The following is a 22,719-nucleotide window of genomic DNA, read 5'->3' as shown; positions in this document are numbered from 1 at the left end:
GAACCCCGGCGCCGTCAGAATCGGATCGCGTCGATCACCTTGACGCGAAGGGCGACCAGTGCAGGGATGAAGCCGGCGACGGCGCCCACCAGGATCGACGCGGCGAGCCCCACGAAGGCCGCGCGCATCGGGAACGGCGGCACGTCCTGGATCCCGTAGAACAGCGAGGTGACGACCCAGTCCGAACGGAGCACCGCGACGACGATCGCGATGCCGACGAGCCCCGCCACCGTCGTCGCGACGAGGCTCTCGAGGAAGACCGAGAAGAAGACCCGGCCCGAGGTGGCGCCGAATGCGCGACGCACGCCGATCTCACGCACTCGCTGCCGCATCGCGACGAGCTGGATGTTGATCAGACTCAGAGCTCCCAGCGCGAGGATCACGGCAGCGATGCCGCCGGTGACCATCTCGAACGTCGCCTGCGCATCCAGCGCACCGGGCTGGGCGGCCCAGTCCGAGCGGCTGACCGACACCGTCTGCCCGTCCGGGAGCCCTGCGCGAAGATCCATGGCGAGCACGGGTGCGATCTCGTCGACCTGCTCCTGTCCGAGCCAGACCTCGTACTGCGGCCAGGCGCCCTCCGGCAGAGCATCGACGCGGGCACGATACGCGTCGTAGAGGATGTCGACCCGAAGCTCCTCGTCTCCGAACCCCTGGCGAGGCACGACACCCACGACCTGATAAGTGCCACCCGCAGGCCCCGCGAGCGTGAGAATCGGATGCTCCGCGACGGGCGTGCGACCGATGCGATCCCACAGCGCCTCCGTGATCACGACGGGCGGGGAGAGTGCGTCGGCATCCGCATCCCGCATCCATCGGCCCACGAGCAGCTGCTCGCGGTGGATCTCGGAGTAGAGCGGATCGATCAATCGTGTGTTGACATCGACGATGCCGTCCGGCAGCTGCACCGGAACGACCATGCCCTGCGCGATCCGGGCCGTGTGGCTGAACTCGAACCGCTCCGTGACGCGCGTGAACCTCTCATCGAAGGCGTCGAAGTCGACCGGCGCCCCGTCGTCGCTGCTGATCGTGACGACCAGGGTCGCCGCCCTGCCTCCCCAGCGATCCGACTGCTCCGCCTGGAACTGACGCTGATATTCCGAGACGGCGACGACCCCGGTGAGGGCTGCCACCGAGACCGCGATGCCGATCAGGCTGAGCAGCACACGCAGCTTGTGGACGCGGATCTCCGCCCACGCATCCGACAGCGCTCCGAGGATGCCGGTCATGACGCGGCTCCGCGACGCGAGTACGGCATGGCCGGCATGCTGCCGGGTGTCGGCATCTCGGCCCCGGTGGACGCAGCCGCCGGTGCGGATGCGGCCGGGACGGATGAAGAGGGAACGGATGCGGAGGGAACGGATGCCGCGAGGGTCGAGGCTTCGAAGGCGCGGCTGAGATCCGCAGGCTCGAGGACCCCGGCGTCGAGTCGGTAGTGCCGTCGGGCACGGGCGGCCACATGGAGGTCGTGCGTGATGGTCACGAGCGCCGCGTCGGTCTCGGTCGCGACCTCGTCGAGCAGCGACATGACGGACGCGCCCGTGTCGATGTCGAGTGCGCCGGTCGGCTCGTCCGCGAGGATCAGCACGGGCCTGCGCACGAGGGCCCTCGCGATCGCGACCCGCTGCTGCTCTCCTCCCGAGAGTCGATCGGCGATCTGCTCGATGCGATGACCGAGGCCGACTCTCTCGAGCATGTCAGCGGCGATCTGCCTCCTGTTCCAGAACAGCCGACCGCGCGCATGGCCGAGTGGCATCATCACATTGTCGAGCGCGGTGCGCCCCGGGAGCAGATTGAACTGCTGGAACACGAAGCCGACGTTGTCGCCGCGCAGCCGGTCCAGCCGCCCCGACCGCATCCGACGCACTTCGCGATCCTCGAACGACACGGAGCCGGTGGTCGGAGCGTCGAGCATCCCGAGGATGTTGAGCAGCGTCGACTTCCCGGAGCCCGACCTGCCGACGATCGAGACGTGATCGCCCGCACTGACCTCGAGCGTGATCCCTCGCAGGATCTCCAGCTCCGAGTCGTCAGCGAGCCGCACGCTCTTCGTCACATCGCTCAGCGCGACGAGAGTCACCAGCTGACCCCGCTGTCGCACTGCTCGACTCCGGGAGCCACCTCGTAGCAGACCTCCTCGACCGGGGCGACGAAGCCGGGGACGAACTGGCGGATCGACTCCCCCTCTTCGAGGCCGGAGACCACCTCGACCATGGCCCCGTCACTCACGCCGAGCTCGACCGCTCGCTCTTCCGGTTCAGCGCCGTCGCCGGCATCGACCCAGACGTTGCCCGTGCCCGCGCCACCCTGCACAGCGGTGACCGGCACCACCAGGGCGTCGTCCACCTGCCCGAGCGCCAGATCCATCGTCGCCGGCAGACCGGCGAAGACGACCTGGTCACCGGGCACCGCGCATCGCACGCTCGCTGTGCCCTCGGCGCTCACCTGCACCCGCACTCCTGTGCACACGAACGGCGCGGGCCCCCCGGTGATCGTCACCGATGCGTCGGCCGGCGCATTCACCAGGCGGTACAGCTGGACCGGCTCGACGGTCGCGAGCAGGTGGTAGCGCGCGGGCGTGAGCGTGAAGATCTCGGTTCCGGTGGATGTCGCCTGACCCTTCACGAGAGCGATCTCCGAGACGTCGCCGGCCTCCGGCGCGACGACGTCCACATCCTTCTTGGGCTCGTCCTGCCTGATCGTGAAGAGCTTCTGCCCCGCCGCGACGGTCGCCCCCTCGGGGACATGCACCGCGATGACCGTTCCGGTGATCTCCGACCGCACCGGGAACGCGTCGTCGCGTGCGACATTGCCGCTCAGGGTGAGAGCGTTCACCACCGAGCCCCGTTCGACCGGGATGACGGGATCGACGATCGACGACTCGGGGCTGACCATCGCCTCTGTGGCGTCCGGGAAGAACGCGATCTTCACGAGAGCCGCGGCGCACGCGCCGAAGACGAGAACGAGAAGAAGAGGGAAGATCCAGCGTCGCCAGACGATCACGGCTGCCTTTCCGGCGGCGCCGCCCTGGCGCATCCGCGGTCAGCGTATCGGCATGCGTCGATGACCCACCCGCCCCGAGGCGGCGTGTCCCCGTCGGCGATGCGGACGGTATATCAGGCGCGAAGCGCCTCGTGCCGGACGACGAGCCATCCCGCAGGAACGGACAGGCGGTCCGCATGCTGTGCGCACAGATCGTGCGCGTTCGGGTGGCGCGCCATCCCCAGGGGCCCGAGCGCGGCCATCTGATCGCCGTAGTCGTAGGTGAGAGTGGCCACGGCCTCGCGCGCGCAGCCGACCTTAGAGCAGAGTCTTCCGTCCATTCACGCCAGGCTACGTCGAGGTTCATCGGATGAGCGGATGCCGCGCCGCCGCGCCCGTCGGACTCGGCCTAGACTTTCGCTATGCCCCGTCGCTCCCGCACCTCTGACGCACCCCGCCGCGGGGCCAGGCACGGGCGCCACGGTCGGCTCGGACGCAGCGAGGTCGTGCGCCCTCCACTCGCCCCTCTCGACGGGCGCATCGACCGGTTCGATCTGACCGTCGGCACTGCGGTGGAGTTCCTTCGAGGAACCTGGCCCGAACTGCAGGAGGTGCGGTTCGAGATCGGCGCCATGCCCGCGTTCGAGGCCGCAGACGAGGTCCCGCGCTGGTACCTCGATCACGAGAAGGCGCGCATCCTGCTCTTCCGGCTTCCCATCGAACGGCTGCTGCCGCCGGGGCACGACGACTCCGCCCACCGCAGGATGGCGATCGAGAGCGCCGTGTTCAGAGCTGCGGCCGAGTACGTCGGCCGCGAGCCCTGGGACCTCGGCGGCCACGAGCACTGAGCTCAGAGACCGTCCTCGCCGGTCCGCAGGTCACGGGTAGACGGTGATGCTCTGCTGCGCTCCCGCAGCCGGCCATACCGGCCAGACCGCGAGCGCTCCGGGCGCGCTCATCGTGACGGAGGCATGCACCGGCGCCGAGGTCGACAGCGCATACACTGTGCGCGGCGTCACATCGACCGACGCCGACGAGTGGGCGGGGACAGTGACCTCGACGGGCTCTCCGCCCGATGTCGATGCGACCTGCACCGTCGCATCGGAATCCTCGTCGTTGGCGAGCACGAGGCGCGGCGTCGGCCCGGCAGGAACGGCGACGTACACGTCATCCTCGAGCTCCGGCGCCGGCGTGACCCAGGCGAAATCGTCCTGCGGCCCGGCGACATCCTGCTGCCGCACCGCGGCGAGCACAGGGTTGTCCGATTCGATGCTCATCGTGTAGTCCCCCGGCGACAGCGCGGAGAGCGACAGCTCGGTGGGCGCGTCGGCGGTGAGCGGAACCGTGAACTCGTCGGCGATCGTGGACGCACCGACCTCTCTGACCGTCACGACGGCCTGGGAATCGACCTCGGGTGACATCAGCCGCAGAACCGCCATGTCTGCGTTGTCGCCCTGGTTCTCGAAGACCTGGATGCCCGGGAGCACCGGCTGACGCTGCGCAGCGGGAACCGCATCCTGCAGGTCGATGCCCGAGGGATCGAGGGTCCGGGTGAGCGACGACTGCAGTACAGCGCGCACGGGCGACCCTGTCGCGGTCACCTTGACGATCGGGAAGTCCGATCCGGCGGCGATCGATGACAGCGCGAGCGCGACCTGAGACTCCGCGGGGACGATCACGGTGCTGGACGCCCGCGCAGACCCGAACACGCCGAGAGAAACAGTGGAGGGCACGACCCCGGGGTTCGTGAGAACGATCAGGTCCTCGGTCCCGGTGGCGACCGTTCCGCCGACGAGCCACGACTCGATGCCCGCAGGACGGCAGGGCGCCGCGGCGAGACCGAACAGGTCCGCCTCCTGCACGCTGACCGACTCCGTGGCGCCGAGCAGCGGCGCCTGGCGTCCCTCGACAGGGCCCACGAGGCGTTGCGCCGATCCGCCGTCGGCGAGGTCCTTCGCAGGCAGGGGACTCGACTCCGGTCGCCCGGACGACCCCTCGGAGGTCACTTGGGGAGACGCCGCCGACACCATCTCGAGCGGGTTGGAGGGATCTCGACCGACAGCGCGAAGGTCACCGTTGCAGACGAGAACGGTGTCACCCGGAAGGGGCGCCACCTGCGCCTGAGCGGGCTCGTGCGAGACAGTCGGCCACGGTGCGGTGATGCCGACGACGACACCGACGACGCACGCTCCTGCGACGACGGCGCCTGTCAGGACTCGAGCGCCGGTCGCCGCCACCCGGAATGCGCGGTTGCGGGTCATCGCCGCTCCTCCTCACCCTGTTCGGTCGACGGCTGGGCCTCGACTGCCGCATCCGGCTCGGGCCCGACCGAGGGCGCGGCGTCGGCTGTTGCGGCTGTCTCAGCGACCTCCGGATCGCCGTGCGGTTCTGCGGCGCCGTCGCGGTCCTCGGGGTGCCGAGGCAGCACGAGCGGCTCTTCCGGTGCTCGTCCGACGATGCGCGAGCGGGCGCGGGCTGCTCGCCGCGACGCACGTGTCGGCACGGACAGCAGCAGCGCCGCGAGCACGAGCACGAGCTGGACCGTGATCACGAGGCGCGCTGTCGCCTGCTGAGCGGTCGAGAGCGGAGCCCGTGGCGAGGCGTCGGCCTCGAGCCTGTAGAGCACACCGCGGTCGGTCGAGCCGGCCTGGACGAAACCAGCCCGCTGGTCGAGCGATGTCACCGCGGCCGTGCGCAGAGAGCGAGCACGGTCCGACTCCTCACCCGAGACCTGTGCGAGCAGGACGTACGAGATCCCCGTCCGAGCCAGCTCATCAGCCGCATCGAAGTCCCTGGCCGAGAGCAGATCGACCGCGAGCGTCGTGAGGTCGGAGCCGCGCAGCTCCGTCGCTGTCGAGAGGATCGTCGTCTGGGCGCTCAGCGTCTCGCTTCCGCCCCACGCCACCTCGGTCGCCAGGCCGCCATCGTTCTGCGGGGTGAGCACGAGGGTTCCGATCTGACGGTCGGCACCCGCCTGCGCTGCGACATACGCCGGCAGCGTCGATGCGGGACCGTCTCGGAGCTCCGACTCGTCCGCGTGGACCGCGGCCAGGGCAGGAACAGCGCACACGGCGATCGCAAGACCGGCGACCGCCGCGCTGAGCACCCGGACCCGTGGCATGGTCACCGCGGTGTCGAGCGTCACGAGGGCGGCTCCGGTGACGCCGATCCACGCGAGGCTGAGACCCGAACCCGGCCAGATGGCGACGGGAGTCCCTTGGGCGAAGGACACGGCGACTCCCACGGCCAAGAACGCGGTGGCCAGGCCGCAGAGCGCGACGAGCAGAAGAGTGATTCCGGCTCGCCAGCGCGGGGCGACCGCTGATGCGAGAGCGAGGAGCGCGAGCGGGGCGAGCAGCACCCCCACCCACGGCGCGAGCTCGAGGCCGAGCCACGTCGCCCACCCGGCCATGTCACCGCTGGGGAATCCGCTGGCCAACGCGAGTCTGCCTGCGGCATCGGCCGCTGCCTGCGGACCGGCCCAGATCGAGCCGGGATCCGCGAGCACCGCGAGGATGTCTCCGCGGCTCAGCTGCCAGACCACGAGCGGCGCGAAGAGGGCGACGGCGGGAATCGGCACCCAGACCAGGCGGACGGCTCCGCGGATACGAGCGCCGGCGAGGGTGATGCCGAGCGCCACGACCCACAGCAGGAGGAGTGCCGGGGCGAGCGAGGGCGCACATGCCGTGACCGCGGCGAAGAGGAGCGATGCTGCACCTGCCGCGCCCCACGAACGATGGGCCACCGCCCCTGCGTGGAAGAGCCAGGGCAGGAGGAGGTGCACCAGCACAGCGGCGGGGCGACCGTCGACGAGCGCGGTGAGGAAGGTGGGAGCGAGCGCCCACACGACTCCGGCGAAGATGCGCAGACCCGCACGATCGGTCACTCGCGTGGCCGCGAACCAGCCGCCGAGCACGGCGAGGGGCAGCGCCAGCACCCAGAGGAGCACAAGGGAGAACGACGGGGCGGCCGGCCAGAGAGAGCCGAGCACAGCGAGCACTCCGGAGAAGGGGTCCGCGGGGCCGACGACGTCGACTCCGAGACCGCGCAGCCCCCAGGCGGCGTCATTCCACAGCGCACCCACCGTCGACCGCAGCGGAAGCAGCGCACCGCCACCGAGCACGGGCCACGCGAGGATCGTGGTGAAGGTCGCGATGCTGACGACGAGGGCGCCCAGCACCGCCCAGGCGCCGCCGCCCGAGAAGAACCGGAGCTCACTGACCGCTCCGCCCTCGCTGCCGTGGCCGTCATCCAGCCGACGACGAAGATCGGAGCTGCTCACACGCAGCGGGGCGATGCTCGACCAGCTCGAGGTGCGGAAGGAGCGGATGCGAGAACGAGACCGCGCGATCGCGCCGAAGCGGAACATCGCCGTCACCGCAGCCGCCCACTCGGGCGCGACGGCCTCCGGCCGCTTGCCGATCAGGTCGGCCATGGATCGCCAGAGCGCGAGAGGAAGCAGAGTGAGCCAGTGCAGCGGGACGGAGATCGCCGGGGCATAAGCGAGGCGGCGGTGCAGCTGGGCGAGTCTGGTCGCGAACGCGCGCCTGCCCCGCGCGGTCGGAGGTGTCCCTGGTCCGTCCGGTGACACGGATACGCGCGCCGAGGGCGCGAGCACGACGCGTCCGCCACCGAGGCGGGCACGGACTCCGAGGTCGAGACCCAGGTCGGCTCCCGCGAGCGCCGGATCCGGACGCAGCGCATCGCGGACCTCGCCGCGGATCAGCATGCCGCGGATGTCCGCACCGAGCGCGTCGTCGCTGGCATCGTGCTGTCCTTGGTCGAGCTCGCCGCCGGCCAGCTCCACCGAGCGCCCCAGAGTCGTCATGCTGACGCCCAGAGAGACGATCTCGCGGTCGTTGTCGGTCTGCACGAGCTTGGGCGCCACGATCGCCGCCGACGGAGATCGTTCGAGAGTGCCTATCAGGCGCTCGAGCGCTCGCGGGTGCGGAGCGGTGTCCTGTGCGAGCAGCCAGACGGCGCTGCCCTCGAGGATGCGGGGTCTGGCGAGTTCGACGGCATCCGCGAATGAGGTGTTGCCGCGCGCCTGGATGATGCCCTCGACTGTGCTCGTCACGGCCTCGCTCTCGCGAGCCGACGCCGCGTCGCCGCACATCACCAGGGTGATGGCGGCTGCGGGCGTCGTCTGGGAGCGCAACGCATCGAGTGTGCGGAGCAGCTGCGCGCGGGCGGAGGAACCGGGGCGCGCGACGATGATTGCGTGAACTCGGGCTGGCATGACGTGGTCAGCCTATGCGTGCGACAGGAATCGGGGGCTGACCCGACCCGGCGTGGCCGCGAAGCTATGAACGCGGACGAATCACTGCCGGGTCAGCTCGCGCGACGCTTGAGCTTGCGGCGCTCGCGCTCGGAGAGCCCGCCCCAGATTCCGAAGCGCTCGTCGTTGTTGAGCGCGTACTCGAGGCACTCGCCGCGGACATCGCAGGACGTGCAGATCCTCTTGGCGTCGCGGGTCGATCCGCCCTTCTCGGGGAAGAAGGCCTCAGGATCAGTCTGCGAGCACAGTGCATCGCTCTGCCATGCGAGAGCATTGTCATCGTCGGTCTCGACCTTGCGAACCCCGGGAACACCGAGGTTGATCGGATCGACGAACCAGTTCTCCGGTACGTCTGAACGGTAACCCGTCATCTCGCTCTCCAACCCCTAAATTCCGCCCCCTCGGCGGGCCGTGCTCAACTAATTACACCCGTGTCATTCCCATCGGTCAAGTCGCGGATCGTAAACCCTCAATCCGGTCTTGAAGGTTTTTGACCTCCGTACGGCGTGTCGCACGTCCGCCCGAGGAGTCAGCGGCCGGAGGTGAGATCGCCGGGCGATGCGACGAACACCTCGCCCTGGCCGCCGACGGTCAATCGAACCTCGTCGGCGGACGCGAACGCGACGGTGCCGATCGGAACATCGAGCACTGCACCGTCCGCACCGCCCACCCTGACGCGACCGGACGTCGCGAGGACCATCGTCGGTCCGTCCACATCGATGACGACGTCCTGGCCGTCGAGTTCGACCCTTCTCAGCGAGAAGTCCGCGACGGGCACCGGGTACTCCGTGATCGCACCATCCGTCGTCGGGCGCAGCACCGGCACCTCGCCGGTCGTCGTGTCGAGGACCGAGAGCAGCTCGGCCACATCGATGCGCTTGGGCGTGAGACCGCCGCGCAGGACGTTGTCGCTCGCCGCCATGATCTCCACTCCGAGACCGGCGATGTAGGCATGCAGGAGCCCGGCCCGCAGGAAGATGCCCTCGCCCCTGCGAAGCACCACGTGGTTCATGAGCAGCGCGACGACCACACCGGGGTCTCCCGGATAGGTCTCCGCGATCGCCGCCACACCGCGGAGCGTCTCGGCCCATTCGCCCGACGCGGAGGCTGCGGCCGCGCTCACCGAGGCGACGACGTCGTCGACCACGGACCGCGCATCGCCGGACAGCAGCCAGCCGATCGTGTCGCGCAGGACGTCGCCCTCACCGCGGAGACGATCAGCGAGTTCCTCGACCCCGGCGCTCTGCTTCAACTCCCCCAACAAGCCCAGGGTGTCGCCGACGGGGCGCAGCCCGCTCAGGGATTCGAACCGTTCGCTCAGGGCGACGATCAGCTCGGGCTTGTGGTTGTCATCGCGGTAGTTGCGAGTCGGGTCCGTGGCGTCGAGCGTCGATTCCCTCGCCCACCCGGCTCTCGCCTGCTCGACGGTCGGGTGCACCTGGATGGACAGGGGCGATGCGGCCGCGAGGAGCTTGAGCAGGTACGGCAGAGCACCGCCCGTGACGGCGTCCAGCGTCCCGCCGCCCTGCACGTCGGACGGGTCTCCCGGGTGGTCGCCGAACCACACCTCCGCCTCAGGCGCACCCGTGGGGGTGCGGCTTTCCAGGTCGGCCAGGAGCGTCGGGGATCCCCACGCGTAATCACGGGGTGCATTCGAGAGACTGAGCAGCATGCCACCAGGCTATTGGCAGGGAACCCACGGTGCCACGACCGTCCCATCGGTGACTCCCGACTTCCGCGCGGTAGCCTGAACGCGATGGCGCAATACACGAAGCACCCGGTCGCCGCCCCGCCCGCCGCTCCCGAGCGCGAGTCCACGGGGCATCTTCTGCTGCGCGGGTACATCGGCCTGGTGCTGTTCGCTACCTTCGCGCACTCGGCGGTGTACAACCTCGTGGGCGAGATCGGCGCATTCATCACCCTCCTCGTCTTCCTGATCGCGACGCTCTCCATCGGCGTTCCGATGATCGCCCGTCGGCGACCTGCCGCGTTCGCGTGGCGTCGCCTGCCCTGGGCCGCGGTCGCGTACACCACGCTGGCCCTGCTCTCGGTCGCGTGGTCTCAGTGGCGCGGAGCGACCATCATCACCTGGGTCCTGCTCGCCACCGTCACGGTGAACGCGCTCTTCATCGTCCATGTGCTGACCTGGCACGAGATCGTGCGGGCGCTCGCTTCCGCGTTCAAGTGGATCCTCGGCCTGTCCCTCGCGCTCGAACTGTGGGTCGCCCTTGTGGTCCACGCTCCGATCCTGCCGAACTTCTTCGTGCGGCCGGACGGCGAGACCAACGCCCACTGGTACTGGGTTCGCGGCAACCTCGTGGACGGCGGCCGGATCCAGGGCATCGTGGGCAATTCGAACGTGCTCGCCATCATCTGCCTGTTCGCGATACTCACCTTCGGCGTGCTGTTCGCCGCGCGCACGCGCTGGCGCACCACTCTCGCGCTCTGGGCCCTCCTCGCCGGATACTTCCTCGTCCGGGCCGGATCCGCGACGGCATACGTGTGCGTCGCCGCTGCCGCCGCAGTCCTGGTCGTCGCCCTGCTGATGCGCCGCGCGACGTCTCCGGGCGCACGAACCCGACTGTATGTGCTGTTCATCGGCGGCGCCGTGGTCATCGGATCCGCCGTCTGGCTCCTGCGTGAACCCCTGTTCGCCCTCATCGGTCGCAGCGCAGACCTCACCGGGCGCTCCGACAAGATCTGGGACAAGGTCCTCGCGCGCGCCGCGGAGCATCCGATCTTCGGCAACGGGTTCTCGAGTCCCTGGGTCCCCTTCGATCCTGCCTTCGCCGGATGGATCGAGGATCACGGAATCACCGTGTTCCACGCGCACAACATGTGGCTCGACGTCCTGATGCAGCTGGGCGTGGTGGGGGTCGTCCTCATGGCTCTCGCCTATCTCAGCCTGCTCTGGCGTTCGTGGTTCTTCGCCATCGACCGCCCGCGCTGGGATCTGAGGTCGGACCGCGACTATTCGGCGATCACTCTGCTTCCGAGCCTCTTCACGGTCGTGCTGCTCGTGCAGGGTCTGACGGAATCGACCCCGATCATGCTCTGGGGCTGGATGCTGCTGGTCCTGCTCTCGTTCAAGATCAAGGTCGTGCCCCTGGTCGGCGTCGGTGAACGCGAGCGTGTGATCGAGCGCGGCGAGCGAAGCCGGCGGGTTCCGTGACGCCCGAACGTCGTCTGAGCGATCTGCTCGGCTCGGCCGAGTTCGCCCGCGCGTACACGATCGCGGTCCTCACAGCGGTCTTCTCGTCGTTCGCGATCGAGCACATCGCCTCATCGGTCACCCTCGCGACGATCATCGCCGTCCTGTGCGTCGTCGGCGCCTGGATCCTGTGGGTGCGCAGGGAGGAGCTGTCGCTGCTGCGGATCGCCCCGTCGTCGCTGCTGGCCTTCCTGGCGTGGGCCGCCGTCAGCATCGTGTGGACGACCGACAAGTCCGACACCGCTTTCGGTTGGATGGAGCTCTTCGGCTTCGCCTTCCTGGCGATCACCGTCGGCCACATCCGCGACACCCTCCAGACCGTCCGCGCCCTGGGCGACTCGCTGAGGTTCCTCCTCCTCGTGTCGCTGGGCCTGGAGCTCCTCTCCGGCGTGCTGCTCGACACGCCCTTCCTCTTCCTCGGCATCCAGGGAGACCTGGCCGTCGGCGGGCCCGTGCAGGGGATCTTCGGCAGCAGGAACATGCTCGGTTTCGTCACCGTGATCGCACTCATCACTTTCGTGGTGGAGTGGCGGTCGCAGTCGCTGACCGCTCGCATCGCGATCCCCTCGATCGCGCTCGCGGCGCTGCTGGCCTTCTTCTCCTCCTCCCCCACCGTGCTCGTGCTCGCGGCCGCAGTCGGCGTCGTCGCCGTCGCGCTCGCGATCGTCCGTCACACCCCGCCCGAGCGGCGGACCATCGTGCAGTGGGTGCTCGGTGTCCTCGTCGCTCTCGCCCTCGCCGCCGCGTTCGCACTGCGCCATGTGATCATCGCGCTGCTCGATGCCGGGTCGGACTTCTCGATCAGAGCGACCCTGTGGAACACGATCCTCGACTTCGTCGCTCTCAAGCCGGTCGAGGGGTGGGGCTGGTACGGCGCGTGGGCCCGCGGAGAGTTCCCGTTCACGTACATCAACTTCCTGCTCGACGACCACCACCAGAGCGCGCTGAACGCGTACTTCGACGTCCTGCTGCAACTGGGCGCCGCCGGCCTCGTGCTCTTCCTCCTGTTCGGCGGCATCGCCACCGTCCGGTCCTGGCTCGTCGCGAGCGCTCGACGTTCGGTGGTCTACGCCTGGACCCCGCTCATGCTCGTCACACTCGCCGTCGAGTCGATGTTCGAGAGCTTCACGATCGTCGGCGCGGGCTGGTTCATGCTCGTGCTCTGTGCGCTGCGGGCCGGCCAGACGAGGTCATGGCGGGAGAACATCGACGCCGCGCACACCGGAGCGATCCCGACGCTGCGTCCCGAACGCTGACCTCCGCGCCGCGCCCTCGGCGGATTCCGAACTGCTCCGGGTAGGGTGGATCTGCTCGCGGCGCCCTGCGGGCCCCGAGCCTCCGGAGATTTCACCTCGTGACTCACGCCCCCTTCGACCCGGCCTCCGCGACGATCGTCATCGTCACGTACAACCGGTCTCACCTCCTGACCGGCCTCCTCGAGAGCATCACGGCGATGGACCCGAAGCCGGGCCACGTCGTGATCATCGACAACGCCTCGTCCGACGACACCACCGAGGTCGTCGACTCCTTCCGTCCTCGGCTCGGCACCGAGATCATCTACCGACGCCTCGAGACGAACACCGGCGGGTCGGGCGGCTTCAGCGAAGGCATGCGCACGGCGTACGAGCTGGGTTCGGAGTGGATCTGGATGATGGATGACGACGTCGAGGTCGTGACCGACGGCCTGGCGAAGATGGGCAAGTGGGCCCCGCGGTTCAAGAGCATCCAGGGCCGCCGGTACGACTACGACGGCAGCGAGTTCTACTGGCAGTACCGGATCGCCGAGCGCATGGGCATCCCGATCCCGTTCGCGCCGTCCGGGTTCGATGCGTCGGGCTACAAGGAGATGAACAGCGGATGCTTCGAAGGCATGTTCATCCATCGGTCCATCGTGAAGCAGATCGGTCTGCCCGACCACCGCTTCTTCATCTACTGGGATGACCAGATGTACGGGTGGCTCGCCTCGCGCAAGACCACTGCGGTGATCGTCGACGAGTTCGTCCTGCGACGCACTCGCGAGATCAAGCAGTGGGACATGGGCATCCGCCACATGAACGCCTCGAGCAACGCCTACCGGTTCTACATCATGCGCAACCGGGCGTACATCAAGCAGTACTACCGCGTTCACCGCAACTACAACCCGGTGCTGTTCGGGCTCGGGACGTCGATGACGTTCGCGAAGGAGCTCATCCGGCTCCTGTTCGTCGAGCGCACGGTGCGAGGGACGAGCAATCTGTTCCGGGGACTCAAGGAGGGCGGCAAGCTCGGCCGCGATCGCTCCTGGACGCCCATGCCCGCTCTGGAGGACTGACCGCATGACCGACGAACCGCAGCCGGAACTCCGCTGGGCGCCACTGGAGCCGAAGCCGAGCAATCGTGGTCGTGTCTGGCTCATCGTCGGGCTCGTCGTCGCCGTGCTCGTCATCGTGGGCGTGCTGCTGTTCTTCCTCCTCCCGCGGGGCGAGACCCCGACTCCGGGAGCCAGCGGCTCGCCCTCCCCTTCTGCGTCGGCATCGACATCCCCGTCCCCGTCCCCGTCAGCGTCGCCGACGCAGACCGAGACCCCTCAGCCGACGGCGGAGCCCGCGCCGACGATGACACCGATCACGACCCCGCCCCCCGTCGCGGACCCCTCGGTCGACGCCTTCCGCGGACAGGTTCAGGGCTGGCTCGATGATGCGCTGACAGGACTGCAGATCGTCAGCGAGTCCAGTGGACAGGACGCGACCGAGGTCATCGAGAGCCTCCAGGCCGACGCGCAGCGGCTCGGCGAGAGCGCTCCGCCCTCATCCATCGAATCCGCCTGGGGCAGCGCGCTGAGCGAGTACGACCAGGCGCTCAGCTCGCTGCACTCCGACGCGGCCGCAGGGATGCAGCCGAGCGTCGACAGCGCACGCTCGGCTGCGAATCAGCTTCGAGGCCTCGTCGGGCTCTGACCCCGCGGCGGCGGCCCGATCCGTTCGGCTCAGTCGCCGTCGGACTCGAGGCGGCGCAGGCGCTCCTCGTAGTGCGCCGCGAGTTCGAGGCGCAGTCGCGCGCGCTCGTGCTCCGACTGGGCGCGGCTGAGCGCCTCGTCGGCTTCCAGATCAGCCACATCGAGGCGCACGCGCAGCCACTCGAACCGCTGCTCGAGCGCGGCGACCTGAGGAGCGATGCGATCGAACTCGGATCTGATGTAAGAGAAGTCGGCCTGGGTTCCCGCGAGGCGTGCCTCGTAGTCGCGCTGCGCGTGCTCGACCTGCTCGAGAGCACGCCCCATGCGGGCGTCCACTCTCGCGTCTACACGGCGTTCGACGACGGCGTCGAGTCTGCGACGGAGTCGGTTCAGCATTCAGTCCTCAATCATTCGGGTGATTGTCGATGGTCTGTGGGATTCAGCGGTGATACGTGACGCGGCCGGAGTCGATCCAGTGCCGCACGAGCGCCGACTCCAGGTCGATCCGGTGCTCTGCTCCGACCGCCGAGGGGTCTCCGTAGGCGTGGTTCCATGATGTCTGATCCGGCGCGTCGACGAAGGAGAATCCGGCCGCATCGACCGTGGCGTCCGGGAACAGGCGGGTGGCGATCCAGAGCATCACCGTCCCCGTCGTCGCCCACTGGCCACCGCTGCGCGGATCGGCTCCCATCGCCTCGCCGAGTGGCAGCACCACCTCGCGGTTCGGCATCGTCACGATTCCGAGATCCGCGGGCCAGAAGGCCGGGAGCTTCGGGTTCTCCCAGAGCAGGCGCCCGGGTTCGATCATCAGGTAGAGGCGCTCGGAGTAGCCCTCGAAGAACCAGGGCGTCGGACGCACACCACGATTGAACACGACGACGTCGGCGCGCCGACCCACCGACGGCATGCCGTCGACGTCGTCGACACGGAAGCCGTTGACTCGGAACACGATGTCAGCCGTGTCGATCATCGCGGCGCGCTCGTCGGACGGCTCGAGCGGCTGATTTCCGACGACGGCGATCCGACGAGCGGTATCCGCTCGCCCGTATGCCGTGACGAGCGGACGGAGTCGGTCGTAGAAGTCGACCTCTCCGGCAATCGCCCTGTCATCACCGACAAGATCCGTCACACGCCCCATGAGACCTCAGCTTAGGGCACCGCGGCGGCTGTCCCATCGGCGGGGCGGCGAGTCACGGAGAGGACGCGTCTAGAGTTGTCGGCGTGACTTCTTCGCAGACCATCCCGCTCTCCACGGCGAGCATCGGCACCGGCTCCCCCGTGTTCACGATCGCTGAGATGTCGGGAAACCACAACGGCGACATCGATCGGGCGCTCGCGATCGTCGACGCGGTCGCCGCCACCGGCGCCGACGCTCTCAAGATCCAGACTTACACCGCCGACACGCTCACGATCGACTCCGACAAGCCCGCCTTCCGGGTCGCGAGCGACCACGGGCTCTGGGGCGGCAGGAACCTCTATTCCCTCTACCAGGAGGCTCACACGCCGTGGGAGTGGCATGCGCCGATCTTCGATCGCGCGCGCAGCCATGGACTGATCCCCTTCTCGACGCCCTTCGATCCGAGCTCGGTCTCGTTCCTCGAAGAGCTGGGGGTCGAGATCTACAAGACGGCATCCGCTGAGATCGTCGATATCCCGCTCCTCCGGGAGGTCGCCCGCACCGGTAAGCCGATGATCGTGTCGACCGGCATGGCGACGCTCTCGGAGATCGATGCGGCGGTCACCGCCATCCGCGGTGCCGGAGGCACCCAGCTCGTGCTGCTGGCCTGCACAGCGGCCTACCCCGCGGTTCCCGAAGAGGCGCGACTCGGCAACATCGCGGCGCTCCGAGACGCCTTCGACGTGCCGGTGGGGCTCTCGGACCACACGCTCGGGATCGGGGTCGCGGTCGCCGCTGCGGCCCTCGGCGCGGTCGTGATCGAGAAGCACGTCACGCTCGACCGAACGGACGGCGGCGTCGACGCGGACTTCTCTCTCACACCCGACGAGTTCAGCGCTCTCGTCGTGGCCTCCGAACAGGCGCGCGTCGCGTCCGCGAGCGGTGTGTCCTTCGGACCGACCGCTCAGGAAGAAGCGGTGCTCGCCCTTCGCCGTTCGCTGTTCGTCGTCACCGACGTCCGAGCGGGCGACACCGTGGGACCCGAGAACGTGCGGTCGATCCGCCCCGCCGGCGGACTCCGCCCCGATGACTTCGCCCTGGTGAGCGGACGCACGTTCACGCGAGACGTCGAACGCGGCACCCCGCTGACCTGGGATGCGCTCTAGACCGCGAGTCCTACGAGAGCCGCCACCGGGCGAGGGTGAGGAAGCCGTCATCGTCGGCGGGCAGGTACGGCAGATAGCCGGCGCGCTCGAACAATCGTCGTGATGCGACGTTGTCGCCGTGCACGGTGGCCACCATGCGCACCGGCGGCTGTGCGGCGAGGGCTCGCTCCGCGGCCTGGAGCACCGATGCCGCCAGCCCGCGGCCACGGCTCTCGGGTGCGACCGTGATCGAGATCTCCCACTCGTCGGCCGACCGTCGGTCCCATCGGCAGGTGGCGACCGGCACTCCGTCGGACTCGACGATCAGGAGTCGCCGGTCGGGGTTCCGCAGGCTTCGCGCGAGCCAATCGGTGTGCGATCTCCAGTCGATCTCGCCGCGTGAGCGCGAGCCGGAGCGGACCTCCGGGTCGTTGCGCCACTCGAACAGTCTCCGCCCGTCGTCGACGTTCGCCGCACGGGCGACGAGTCCGGAGGGAGGCTCGACGGAAGGGCGGGTCGTCAGCAGCTGTTCCCAGGACGCCACGATCCGCCAGCTCCCGAGTCCGTCGACGGTCCGCTTCAGCTCGGCGGCCGTCCGGGCGAGCGATGCCGGAGAAGCCAGGAGATCGGCGAGCGCGCCGATCCTCTCCTCGAGTCCGTGATGGGGCGGCTCCCCGAGGCCCACCGCGAGCCCCTGTTCGACGACCTGACGGTAGCCGACCCGCTGGTTGTCCGCCACGCAGACGAGCGCCATGGGAAGACCCATGCACGCGAAGTCCCAGACCGAGGTGCCGGCAGCCGTCACGGCCAGGTCGTGGGACGCGGCGATCGCGGGGAGGTCCTCGACGAAGCCGAGGACCTGGACGGCATGACGCGAGGACCCCGCCGCGGACAGCACGTCGGGACGCCGCCGGGGGTCGATCACCGTGATCTCCACCGGAGAAGGAACGCGATCGAACGCGGCGACGACGCGCGCGGTCACGCCGTGAGGGTCCGTGCCGCCCATCACGATCAGCACGCGAGGCGCTGCCGCCGCCGTTTTCCGGGCGTCACGCTGAGCGAGCACCTGAGCGCGTACGACAGCCGCGTCGATCCCGGCCAGATGACTCCGGCTGCGTTCAGGACTCGCGAAGGTGCGCTCGGACGCCAGATTGGCATCGATGGCCAGATCGGCATCGCGCACACCGAACGGACCATCCTGCATGTTGCTGAGCAGCACTGCGAGGGACGAGAGATCGGGGACTTCGCGATAGGTGTCCAGATGGATCACGTCGGCGTCCCGCCCGAGCTCCGCGAAGTCGCCGAGGCTCGCCGCGACGCCGTCCACGGTGAGCAGCTCGAGTTCCGGATCCATCCGGCGCAGGACCTCCGCACCGACCGCATCCACATCGCCGAACACCGACGCCGCCCACCCCCGGTCCCGCGCCTCGCGGGCGATGGTGAGAGTGCGCATGAGGTGCCCCATGCCCGCCTCGACACCGGCATTGCAGTGCAGGAGGACCCGTCGCCCGCTCATCACACGTCCCTCTCCTCGGGGGCGCGGCTGCGCCCACCCGATAGGATAGGCCGGGCATGGAACAACCCGAGCATCCGTGCCATCACGACAACGCTGAGGAGACAGAGTGTCGGTTCTCGAGGGCGCGAGCATCCTCATCACTGGCGGCACCGGGTCGTTCGGCAAGGCGTTCATACGTCACGCCCTGACCCACATCAATCCCCGGCGTCTCGTCATCTTCTCGCGCGACGAACTCAAGCAGTACGAGGTGCGGCAGCAGTTCGGCGACGACCCTCGACTCCGGTGGTTCATCGGCGACATCCGCGACGAGAGGCGACTCGCTCGCGCGCTGCACGGCGTCGACTACGTCGTTCACGCCGCTGCCCTCAAGCAGGTGGACACGGCCGAGTACAACCCGTTCGAGTTCGTGAAGACGAACATCCTCGGCAGCCAGAACGTGATCGAGGCGTCGATCGACGCCGGTGTGAAGCGCGTCGTCGCGCTGTCGACGGACAAGGCCTCGAGTCCGATCAACCTCTACGGTGCGACCAAGCTCACGGCCGACAAGCTCTTCATCACCGGCAATCACTACGCAGCCGCGTACGACACGCGGTTCGCGGTGGTCCGCTACGGCAACGTCATGGGATCCCGCGGCTCGGTCATCCCCTTCTTCTCCCGCCTGGGTGCCGAGGGAAAGCCGCTTCCCATCACTGATCTTCGATGCACGCGGTTCTTCATCACACTCCCCCAGGCGGTCGAGATGGTGATCGACACGTTCGAGCTCATGCAGGGCGGCGAGCTCCTCGTTCCGCGGATCCCGTCGATGAAGGTCACCGATCTCGCCCACGCCGTCGTGCCGGGAGCGGAACTCGTCGATGTGGGCCTGCGCCCGGGCGAGAAGCTCCACGAGGAGATGATCAGCCCGGAAGAGGGCCGTCGCGCCGTCACGGTCAGCGATGGGAAGTACTTCATCATCCAGCCCGACCTCGCGTCCTGGGGCTATCAGATGCCCGCCGGAGCCGTACCCGTGCCGGAGGGCTTCGCGTACCGGTCGGACAGCAACGATCAGTGGTACTCGCAGCAGGAGATCTCCGAGATCATCGAGGCGGGGATCTGACGATGCTGCCCTACGGACGGCAGTCGATCTCCGAGGAGGACATCCAGGCCGTCGTCGAGGTGCTCCGTGGCGACTGGCTCACGACCGGCCCGGCAGTGGCCGCATTCGAAGCGCGACTCGGCGAGATCGCCGGCGGGCACCGGGCGGTCACCGCGACCTCGGGCACGGCGGCGCTGCACATGGCGTACGCGGCTGCGGGGGTCACGCACGGAGACACCGTGATCTCGACTCCGATGACCTTCATCGCCACGACCTCGATGGCGTCGGTCCTCGGGGCCGACATCGTCTTCGCAGACGTCGAGGAGGACACAGCGCTCATCGACCCGGACGCGGTCGACGCCCTGGTCGATGAACGCACCAAGGTGATCGCCGCCGTGGACTATGCGGGACACCCCGCCGACTACGACAGACTGACAGAGATCGCGGCGCGTGTGGACGCGCTCGTCCTCGACGACGCCGCCCATTCGATCGGCAGCACGTACCGGGGTCGGCCGGTCGGCGATCTCGCGGACCTGACGACGTTCTCGTTCTTCCCGACGAAGAACCTCACGACCGGCGAGGGCGGTGCGCTCGTCGCCAAGGATCCGAAGATCGCCCAGCGCGCCCATGAGTTCCACTTCATCGGGCTGGTGCGGGATGCCGATCGCTTCGCGATGACGACGGAAGGCGCGTGGCATCAGGAAGTCCATGAGTTCGGGTTCAACTATCGCCTCGACGACATCGCCTGTGCACTCGGGATCGCCCAGCTGGCGCGGCTCGACTCGTTCCGGCGGCGACGCGCCGAGATCACGCGGCGCTACGACGCGGCTCTCGCAGGCGTCGACGGGGTCCGTACTCCGATCCAGCGTGACGACGTCGAGCTGATCCGGCATCTCTATCCGGTGCGCATCCTCGACGGACGCCGTCGGACGGTCTTCGACCGGATGCGCGCGGACGGCATCGGGGTGCAGGTCAACTACATGCCCGTGTACTGGCACCCCGTGTACGCGGACGCCGGTTATCGCCGCGGAATGTGCCCGAACGCGGAGGCCTTCTACGCCGAGGAGCTCTCGCTCCCCATCCACCCCGAGCTCACCGACGACCAGGTCGACCAGGTCGTCGAGTCGCTCCTCAGGGCTCTGCGTTGACGCGGATCGGGATCATCACGCAGGCGCGGATGACCAGCACCCGTCTTCCGGGGAAGGTGCTGATCCCGGCCGGCGGCCGCTCCATGCTCGACCACCACCTCGACAGGCTCGCCGCCGCCGATCTGCCGATCGTGCTCGCCACCACCACGAACGCCGCAGACGACCCTCTCGCGGCCCTGGGGCACGCACGCGGCATCGACGTGTTCCGCGGCAGCGAGACCGATGTGCTGAGTCGGTTCTCGGGGGCGGCTTCCTCCGCCGAGTTGGATGTCGTCGTCCGAGTGACGTCGGACTGCCCGCTGATCGATCCCGCCGTGGTCCTCGAAGGCGTCCGTCGATTCATCGAGCTGGACGATCCTCACGCTCATGTCTCCAACGTCCTCCAGCGCACGTACCCGCGAGGCTTCGACTTCGAGGTGTTCTCCGCGGCCGCTCTCGCCGACGCCGACAGGAACGCCACCGAGCCGGCGGAGCGCGAGCACGTCACCCCTTATCTCTACGCGGGCGGGTCACCGCGGGCGAACATCCACTCGATCACGCAGGACGTCGATGCCTCGCGCTATCGGGTGACGCTGGACACTCCGGAGGACCTGACGGTCATCCGCAGGCTGATCGAAGAGCACGGTGCCGCGTCGCTGGACGCGACCGGGATCGTGGCGGTGCTCGACGCGCATCCCGAGCTCGCCGCGTTCAACGCGCACGTCGAACAGAAGAAGCTCGGGGAATGACCGGGAGATCGCCGGCGAATCCCGCTTAGCCGCGGTTGTAGTCGGCGTTGTAGCGATCGAGGACGTCCGCGATCGGCCCGTCGAGCACGAGCCCGCCCTTGTCGAGATAAAGACCGCGGGTGCAGAAACGGCGGAGGTCGCGCTCGTGGTGACTCACGAAGAAGAGGGTGCGCCCCTCGGCGAGCAGCTCGTCGATGCGCTTGTAGCACTTCTCCCGGAAAGCCTTGTCTCCGACCGCCAGCACCTCGTCGACCAACAGGATCGGCTCATCGAGCTGCGAGACGACGGAGAACGCCAGCCGCACCTTCATCCCGTTCGACAGGTGCTTGTAGGGAGTGTCCTCGAATCCGGCGAGTTCAGCGAAGGCGATGATGTCGTCGTATCGTCGCGCCACCTCGTCTCGCGACATGCCATGCAGGCCCGCCGTCAGAGCGACGTTCTCCCGCACGGTCAGGTCCCCCACGAATCCGCCCGTGATCTCGATCAGCGGAGCGACCCCGCCGTGCACGGTCACCGATCCCTCGTCGGGGAGCAGCACCTTGGCGACGAGACGGAGAAGCGTGGACTTCCCCTGACCGTTGCGCCCGACGACGCCGATCGATTCTCCTTGCTGCACCGTGAACGAGACGTCACGCAGCGCCCAGAACTCGCCCGGACGCGAGCGACGCGACGCACCCGCGAACAGGTCCTTGAAGTTTCGGCTTCCACGGCGGTTCCGACGGAAGCGGACACCGAGATCCTTGGCCTCGATCGCGACGGTCATCCCAGCTCCTTCAGCACGGAGCGCTCGAGGGAGCGGAACGTCCACACGCCGAGGGCCAGGATCACCAGGGTCATGCCCACGCTGACCAGCAGTGTGAAGGGGTTCCACTGGTCGGGGAAGAACGGCATCCGATAGAGCATGAAGATCCCGGCGAGAGGATTGAATGCACCGAGCGTCTGGAAGATGCCGGGGAGGTCGGTGACGTTGTAGATGATCGGCGTCGCGTAGAACATGGCTCGGAGGATCAATGCGGTCGTCCGTTCGAGGTCGACGAAGAGGACGCAGAGCGGAGCGACCAGCAGGCCGAGTCCCACGAGGAGGACGGTCTGGAGGAACACCGCGACCGGCACCCAGAGGACTCCCCAGCCCACCTGCACCGTGTGCGCCGGATCCTGCTCGACCAGCAGGTTGATGATCACGAAGGCAGCGAGCACAGGCAGCGAGAAGAGGAACTCGATTCCCTTGCTCAACACGATGCGGTTGACCCAGATCGAGCGCGGGATCGCGGTGGATCGTACGAGCCGCGCATCCTTCTTGAACGCGCGCGTGAAGTCCGTGACCGACGTGTTGAACCACACCCAGGGCAGCAGAGCGCTGATGAGGAACACGATGTACGGGTCCTCGCCGACGTCGCGGTTGAAGATCTGCGTGAAGACGAACCAGTAGATCACGCTCATGACGAGCGGATCGAGCACCGACCACAGATAGCCGAGCAGGCTCGTCGAGTACCGCACCTTGAGGTCTCTGGCCGACAACAACCACAGAGAATGCAGATAACGCCGGGGCGTCCCGGGCGCCCCGACAGCAGCGTGACTCACGGT

General features: G+C 68.5%; 22 protein-coding genes. 9 read left to right on the top strand and 13 right to left on the bottom strand.

Translation table 11 applies throughout. The features are described from left to right. Nucleotides 1-14: 14 nt before the first annotated feature. The 4 genes from BMW26_RS06130 to BMW26_RS06115 form a co-directional block, all read right to left on the bottom strand. Complete coding sequence (locus BMW26_RS06130) at nucleotides 15-1,229, bottom strand: ABC transporter permease (protein WP_072591051.1); 1,215 nt, start codon at nucleotides 1,227-1,229, stop codon at nucleotides 15-17. Further along, complete coding sequence (locus tag BMW26_RS06125; protein WP_083569439.1) at nucleotides 1,226-2,080, bottom strand: ABC transporter ATP-binding protein; 855 nt, start codon at nucleotides 2,078-2,080, stop codon at nucleotides 1,226-1,228. The genes BMW26_RS06130 and BMW26_RS06125 overlap by 4 nt, the downstream gene beginning before the upstream one ends. Next, nucleotides 2,077-3,036 (bottom strand): efflux RND transporter periplasmic adaptor subunit, encoded by a 960-nt coding sequence (locus BMW26_RS06120; protein ID WP_232224534.1) that lies wholly within the window; start codon nucleotides 3,034-3,036, stop codon nucleotides 2,077-2,079. The genes BMW26_RS06125 and BMW26_RS06120 overlap by 4 nt, the downstream gene beginning before the upstream one ends. 80 nt (nucleotides 3,037-3,116) lie before the next feature. Continuing rightward, entirely contained in the window at nucleotides 3,117-3,323 is a 207-nt protein-coding gene (locus tag BMW26_RS06115) for a DUF3499 family protein (RefSeq protein ID WP_053095653.1), read from the bottom strand. A gap of 165 nt (nucleotides 3,324-3,488) precedes the next feature. Between BMW26_RS06115 and BMW26_RS06110 the strand changes: the two genes are divergently transcribed. Continuing rightward, complete coding sequence (locus tag BMW26_RS06110; protein WP_072591050.1) at nucleotides 3,489-3,830, top strand: metallopeptidase family protein; 342 nt, start codon at nucleotides 3,489-3,491, stop codon at nucleotides 3,828-3,830. Nucleotides 3,831-3,860: 30 nt separating this feature from the next. Here BMW26_RS06110 and BMW26_RS06105 read toward each other — a convergent pair whose 3' ends face one another. The 4 genes from BMW26_RS06105 to manA form a co-directional block, all read right to left on the bottom strand. After that, nucleotides 3,861-5,243 carry a DUF5719 family protein gene (locus BMW26_RS06105; RefSeq protein WP_072591049.1) on the bottom strand — a complete coding sequence of 461 codons (1,383 nt, stop codon included), beginning with the start codon at nucleotides 5,241-5,243 and terminating at the stop codon, nucleotides 3,861-3,863. Beyond that, nucleotides 5,240-8,221 (bottom strand): glycosyltransferase, encoded by a 2,982-nt coding sequence (locus BMW26_RS06100; protein ID WP_083569303.1) that lies wholly within the window; start codon nucleotides 8,219-8,221, stop codon nucleotides 5,240-5,242. Before BMW26_RS06100 ends, BMW26_RS06105 begins: the two co-directional genes overlap by 4 nt. Before the next feature lie 92 nt (nucleotides 8,222-8,313). Further along, nucleotides 8,314-8,631, bottom strand: coding sequence for a WhiB family transcriptional regulator (locus tag BMW26_RS18030; protein WP_072591048.1), 318 nt, complete (start codon nucleotides 8,629-8,631; stop codon nucleotides 8,314-8,316). Between the two features lie 158 nt (nucleotides 8,632-8,789). Beyond that, entirely contained in the window at nucleotides 8,790-9,932 is a 1,143-nt protein-coding gene (gene manA / locus BMW26_RS06090; RefSeq protein ID WP_072591047.1) for a mannose-6-phosphate isomerase, class I, read from the bottom strand. 84 nt (nucleotides 9,933-10,016) lie between these two features. On the opposite strand from manA, the gene BMW26_RS06085 reads away from it, so the two are divergent. The 4 genes from BMW26_RS06085 (at nucleotide 10,017) to BMW26_RS06070 (ending at nucleotide 14,407) form a co-directional block, all read left to right on the top strand. Then, nucleotides 10,017-11,432, top strand: a complete 1,416-nt coding sequence (locus BMW26_RS06085; RefSeq protein ID WP_072591046.1) for an O-antigen ligase family protein — start codon at nucleotides 10,017-10,019, stop codon at nucleotides 11,430-11,432. Continuing rightward, nucleotides 11,429-12,727 carry an O-antigen ligase family protein gene (locus tag BMW26_RS06080; protein WP_053095648.1) on the top strand — a complete coding sequence of 433 codons (1,299 nt, stop codon included), beginning with the start codon at nucleotides 11,429-11,431 and terminating at the stop codon, nucleotides 12,725-12,727. Before BMW26_RS06085 ends, BMW26_RS06080 begins: the two co-directional genes overlap by 4 nt. A gap of 98 nt (nucleotides 12,728-12,825) precedes the next feature. Beyond that, the gene (locus tag BMW26_RS06075; protein WP_053095647.1) at nucleotides 12,826-13,782 is read left to right on the top strand and encodes a glycosyltransferase family 2 protein; all 957 of its coding nucleotides are present in this window, start codon (nucleotides 12,826-12,828) and stop codon (nucleotides 13,780-13,782) included. Nucleotides 13,783-13,786: 4 nt separating this feature from the next. Continuing rightward, entirely contained in the window at nucleotides 13,787-14,407 is a 621-nt protein-coding gene (locus BMW26_RS06070) for a hypothetical protein (protein WP_053095646.1), read from the top strand. Between the two features lie 29 nt (nucleotides 14,408-14,436). Here BMW26_RS06070 and BMW26_RS06065 read toward each other — a convergent pair whose 3' ends face one another. Then, a complete protein-coding gene (locus tag BMW26_RS06065; RefSeq protein ID WP_053095645.1) occupies nucleotides 14,437-14,802 on the bottom strand; it encodes a hypothetical protein in 366 nt (121 codons plus the stop codon). A gap of 43 nt (nucleotides 14,803-14,845) precedes the next feature. Continuing rightward, complete coding sequence (locus BMW26_RS06060) at nucleotides 14,846-15,535, bottom strand: hypothetical protein (protein ID WP_198032389.1); 690 nt, start codon at nucleotides 15,533-15,535, stop codon at nucleotides 14,846-14,848. 92 nt (nucleotides 15,536-15,627) lie between these two features. Here BMW26_RS06060 and pseI point away from each other — a divergent pair, with 92 nt between their 5' ends. Continuing rightward, the gene (pseI, locus tag BMW26_RS06055; RefSeq protein ID WP_072591045.1) at nucleotides 15,628-16,689 is read left to right on the top strand and encodes a pseudaminic acid synthase; all 1,062 of its coding nucleotides are present in this window, start codon (nucleotides 15,628-15,630) and stop codon (nucleotides 16,687-16,689) included. A 10-nt stretch (nucleotides 16,690-16,699) separates the two neighbouring features. Here the strand turns inward: pseI and BMW26_RS06050 are convergent, their stop codons facing one another. Continuing rightward, nucleotides 16,700-18,184, bottom strand: a complete 1,485-nt coding sequence (locus tag BMW26_RS06050; RefSeq protein ID WP_072591044.1) for a bifunctional UDP-2,4-diacetamido-2,4,6-trideoxy-beta-L-altropyranose hydrolase/GNAT family N-acetyltransferase — start codon at nucleotides 18,182-18,184, stop codon at nucleotides 16,700-16,702. Nucleotides 18,185-18,290: 106 nt separating this feature from the next. Between BMW26_RS06050 and pseB the strand changes: the two genes are divergently transcribed. From pseB to BMW26_RS06035, 3 genes are read left to right on the top strand one after another with little or no spacing between them, the layout of a single operon-like run. Then, a complete protein-coding gene (gene pseB / locus BMW26_RS06045) occupies nucleotides 18,291-19,280 on the top strand; it encodes a UDP-N-acetylglucosamine 4,6-dehydratase (inverting) (protein WP_056278197.1) in 990 nt (329 codons plus the stop codon). Nucleotides 19,281-19,282: 2 nt separating this feature from the next. After that, nucleotides 19,283-20,407: a DegT/DnrJ/EryC1/StrS family aminotransferase gene (locus BMW26_RS06040; protein WP_056278194.1), complete on the top strand. Its 1,125-nt coding sequence runs from the start codon at nucleotides 19,283-19,285 to the stop codon at nucleotides 20,405-20,407. Next, nucleotides 20,293-21,135 carry a glycosyltransferase family protein gene (locus BMW26_RS06035; RefSeq protein ID WP_269635022.1) on the top strand — a complete coding sequence of 281 codons (843 nt, stop codon included), beginning with the start codon at nucleotides 20,293-20,295 and terminating at the stop codon, nucleotides 21,133-21,135. The genes BMW26_RS06040 and BMW26_RS06035 overlap by 115 nt, the downstream gene beginning before the upstream one ends. Nucleotides 21,136-21,160: 25 nt before the next feature. On the opposite strand, the gene BMW26_RS06030 is transcribed toward BMW26_RS06035, so the two are convergent. Both BMW26_RS06030 and BMW26_RS06025 read right to left on the bottom strand, forming a co-directional pair. Next, nucleotides 21,161-21,898 carry an ABC transporter ATP-binding protein gene (locus BMW26_RS06030; protein ID WP_056278192.1) on the bottom strand — a complete coding sequence of 246 codons (738 nt, stop codon included), beginning with the start codon at nucleotides 21,896-21,898 and terminating at the stop codon, nucleotides 21,161-21,163. Continuing rightward, nucleotides 21,895-22,716 carry an ABC transporter permease gene (locus BMW26_RS06025; protein WP_056278189.1) on the bottom strand — a complete coding sequence of 274 codons (822 nt, stop codon included), beginning with the start codon at nucleotides 22,714-22,716 and terminating at the stop codon, nucleotides 21,895-21,897. The genes BMW26_RS06030 and BMW26_RS06025 overlap by 4 nt, the downstream gene beginning before the upstream one ends. Between the last annotated feature and the right edge of the window lie 3 nt (nucleotides 22,717-22,719).

The sequence above is a fragment of the Microbacterium sp. 1.5R genome (assembly GCF_001889265.1).
Classification (GTDB): domain Bacteria; phylum Actinomycetota; class Actinomycetes; order Actinomycetales; family Microbacteriaceae; genus Microbacterium.
Note: the sequence above shows the minus strand (reverse complement) of the source record. Positions and strands in the feature narration are given on the sequence as shown.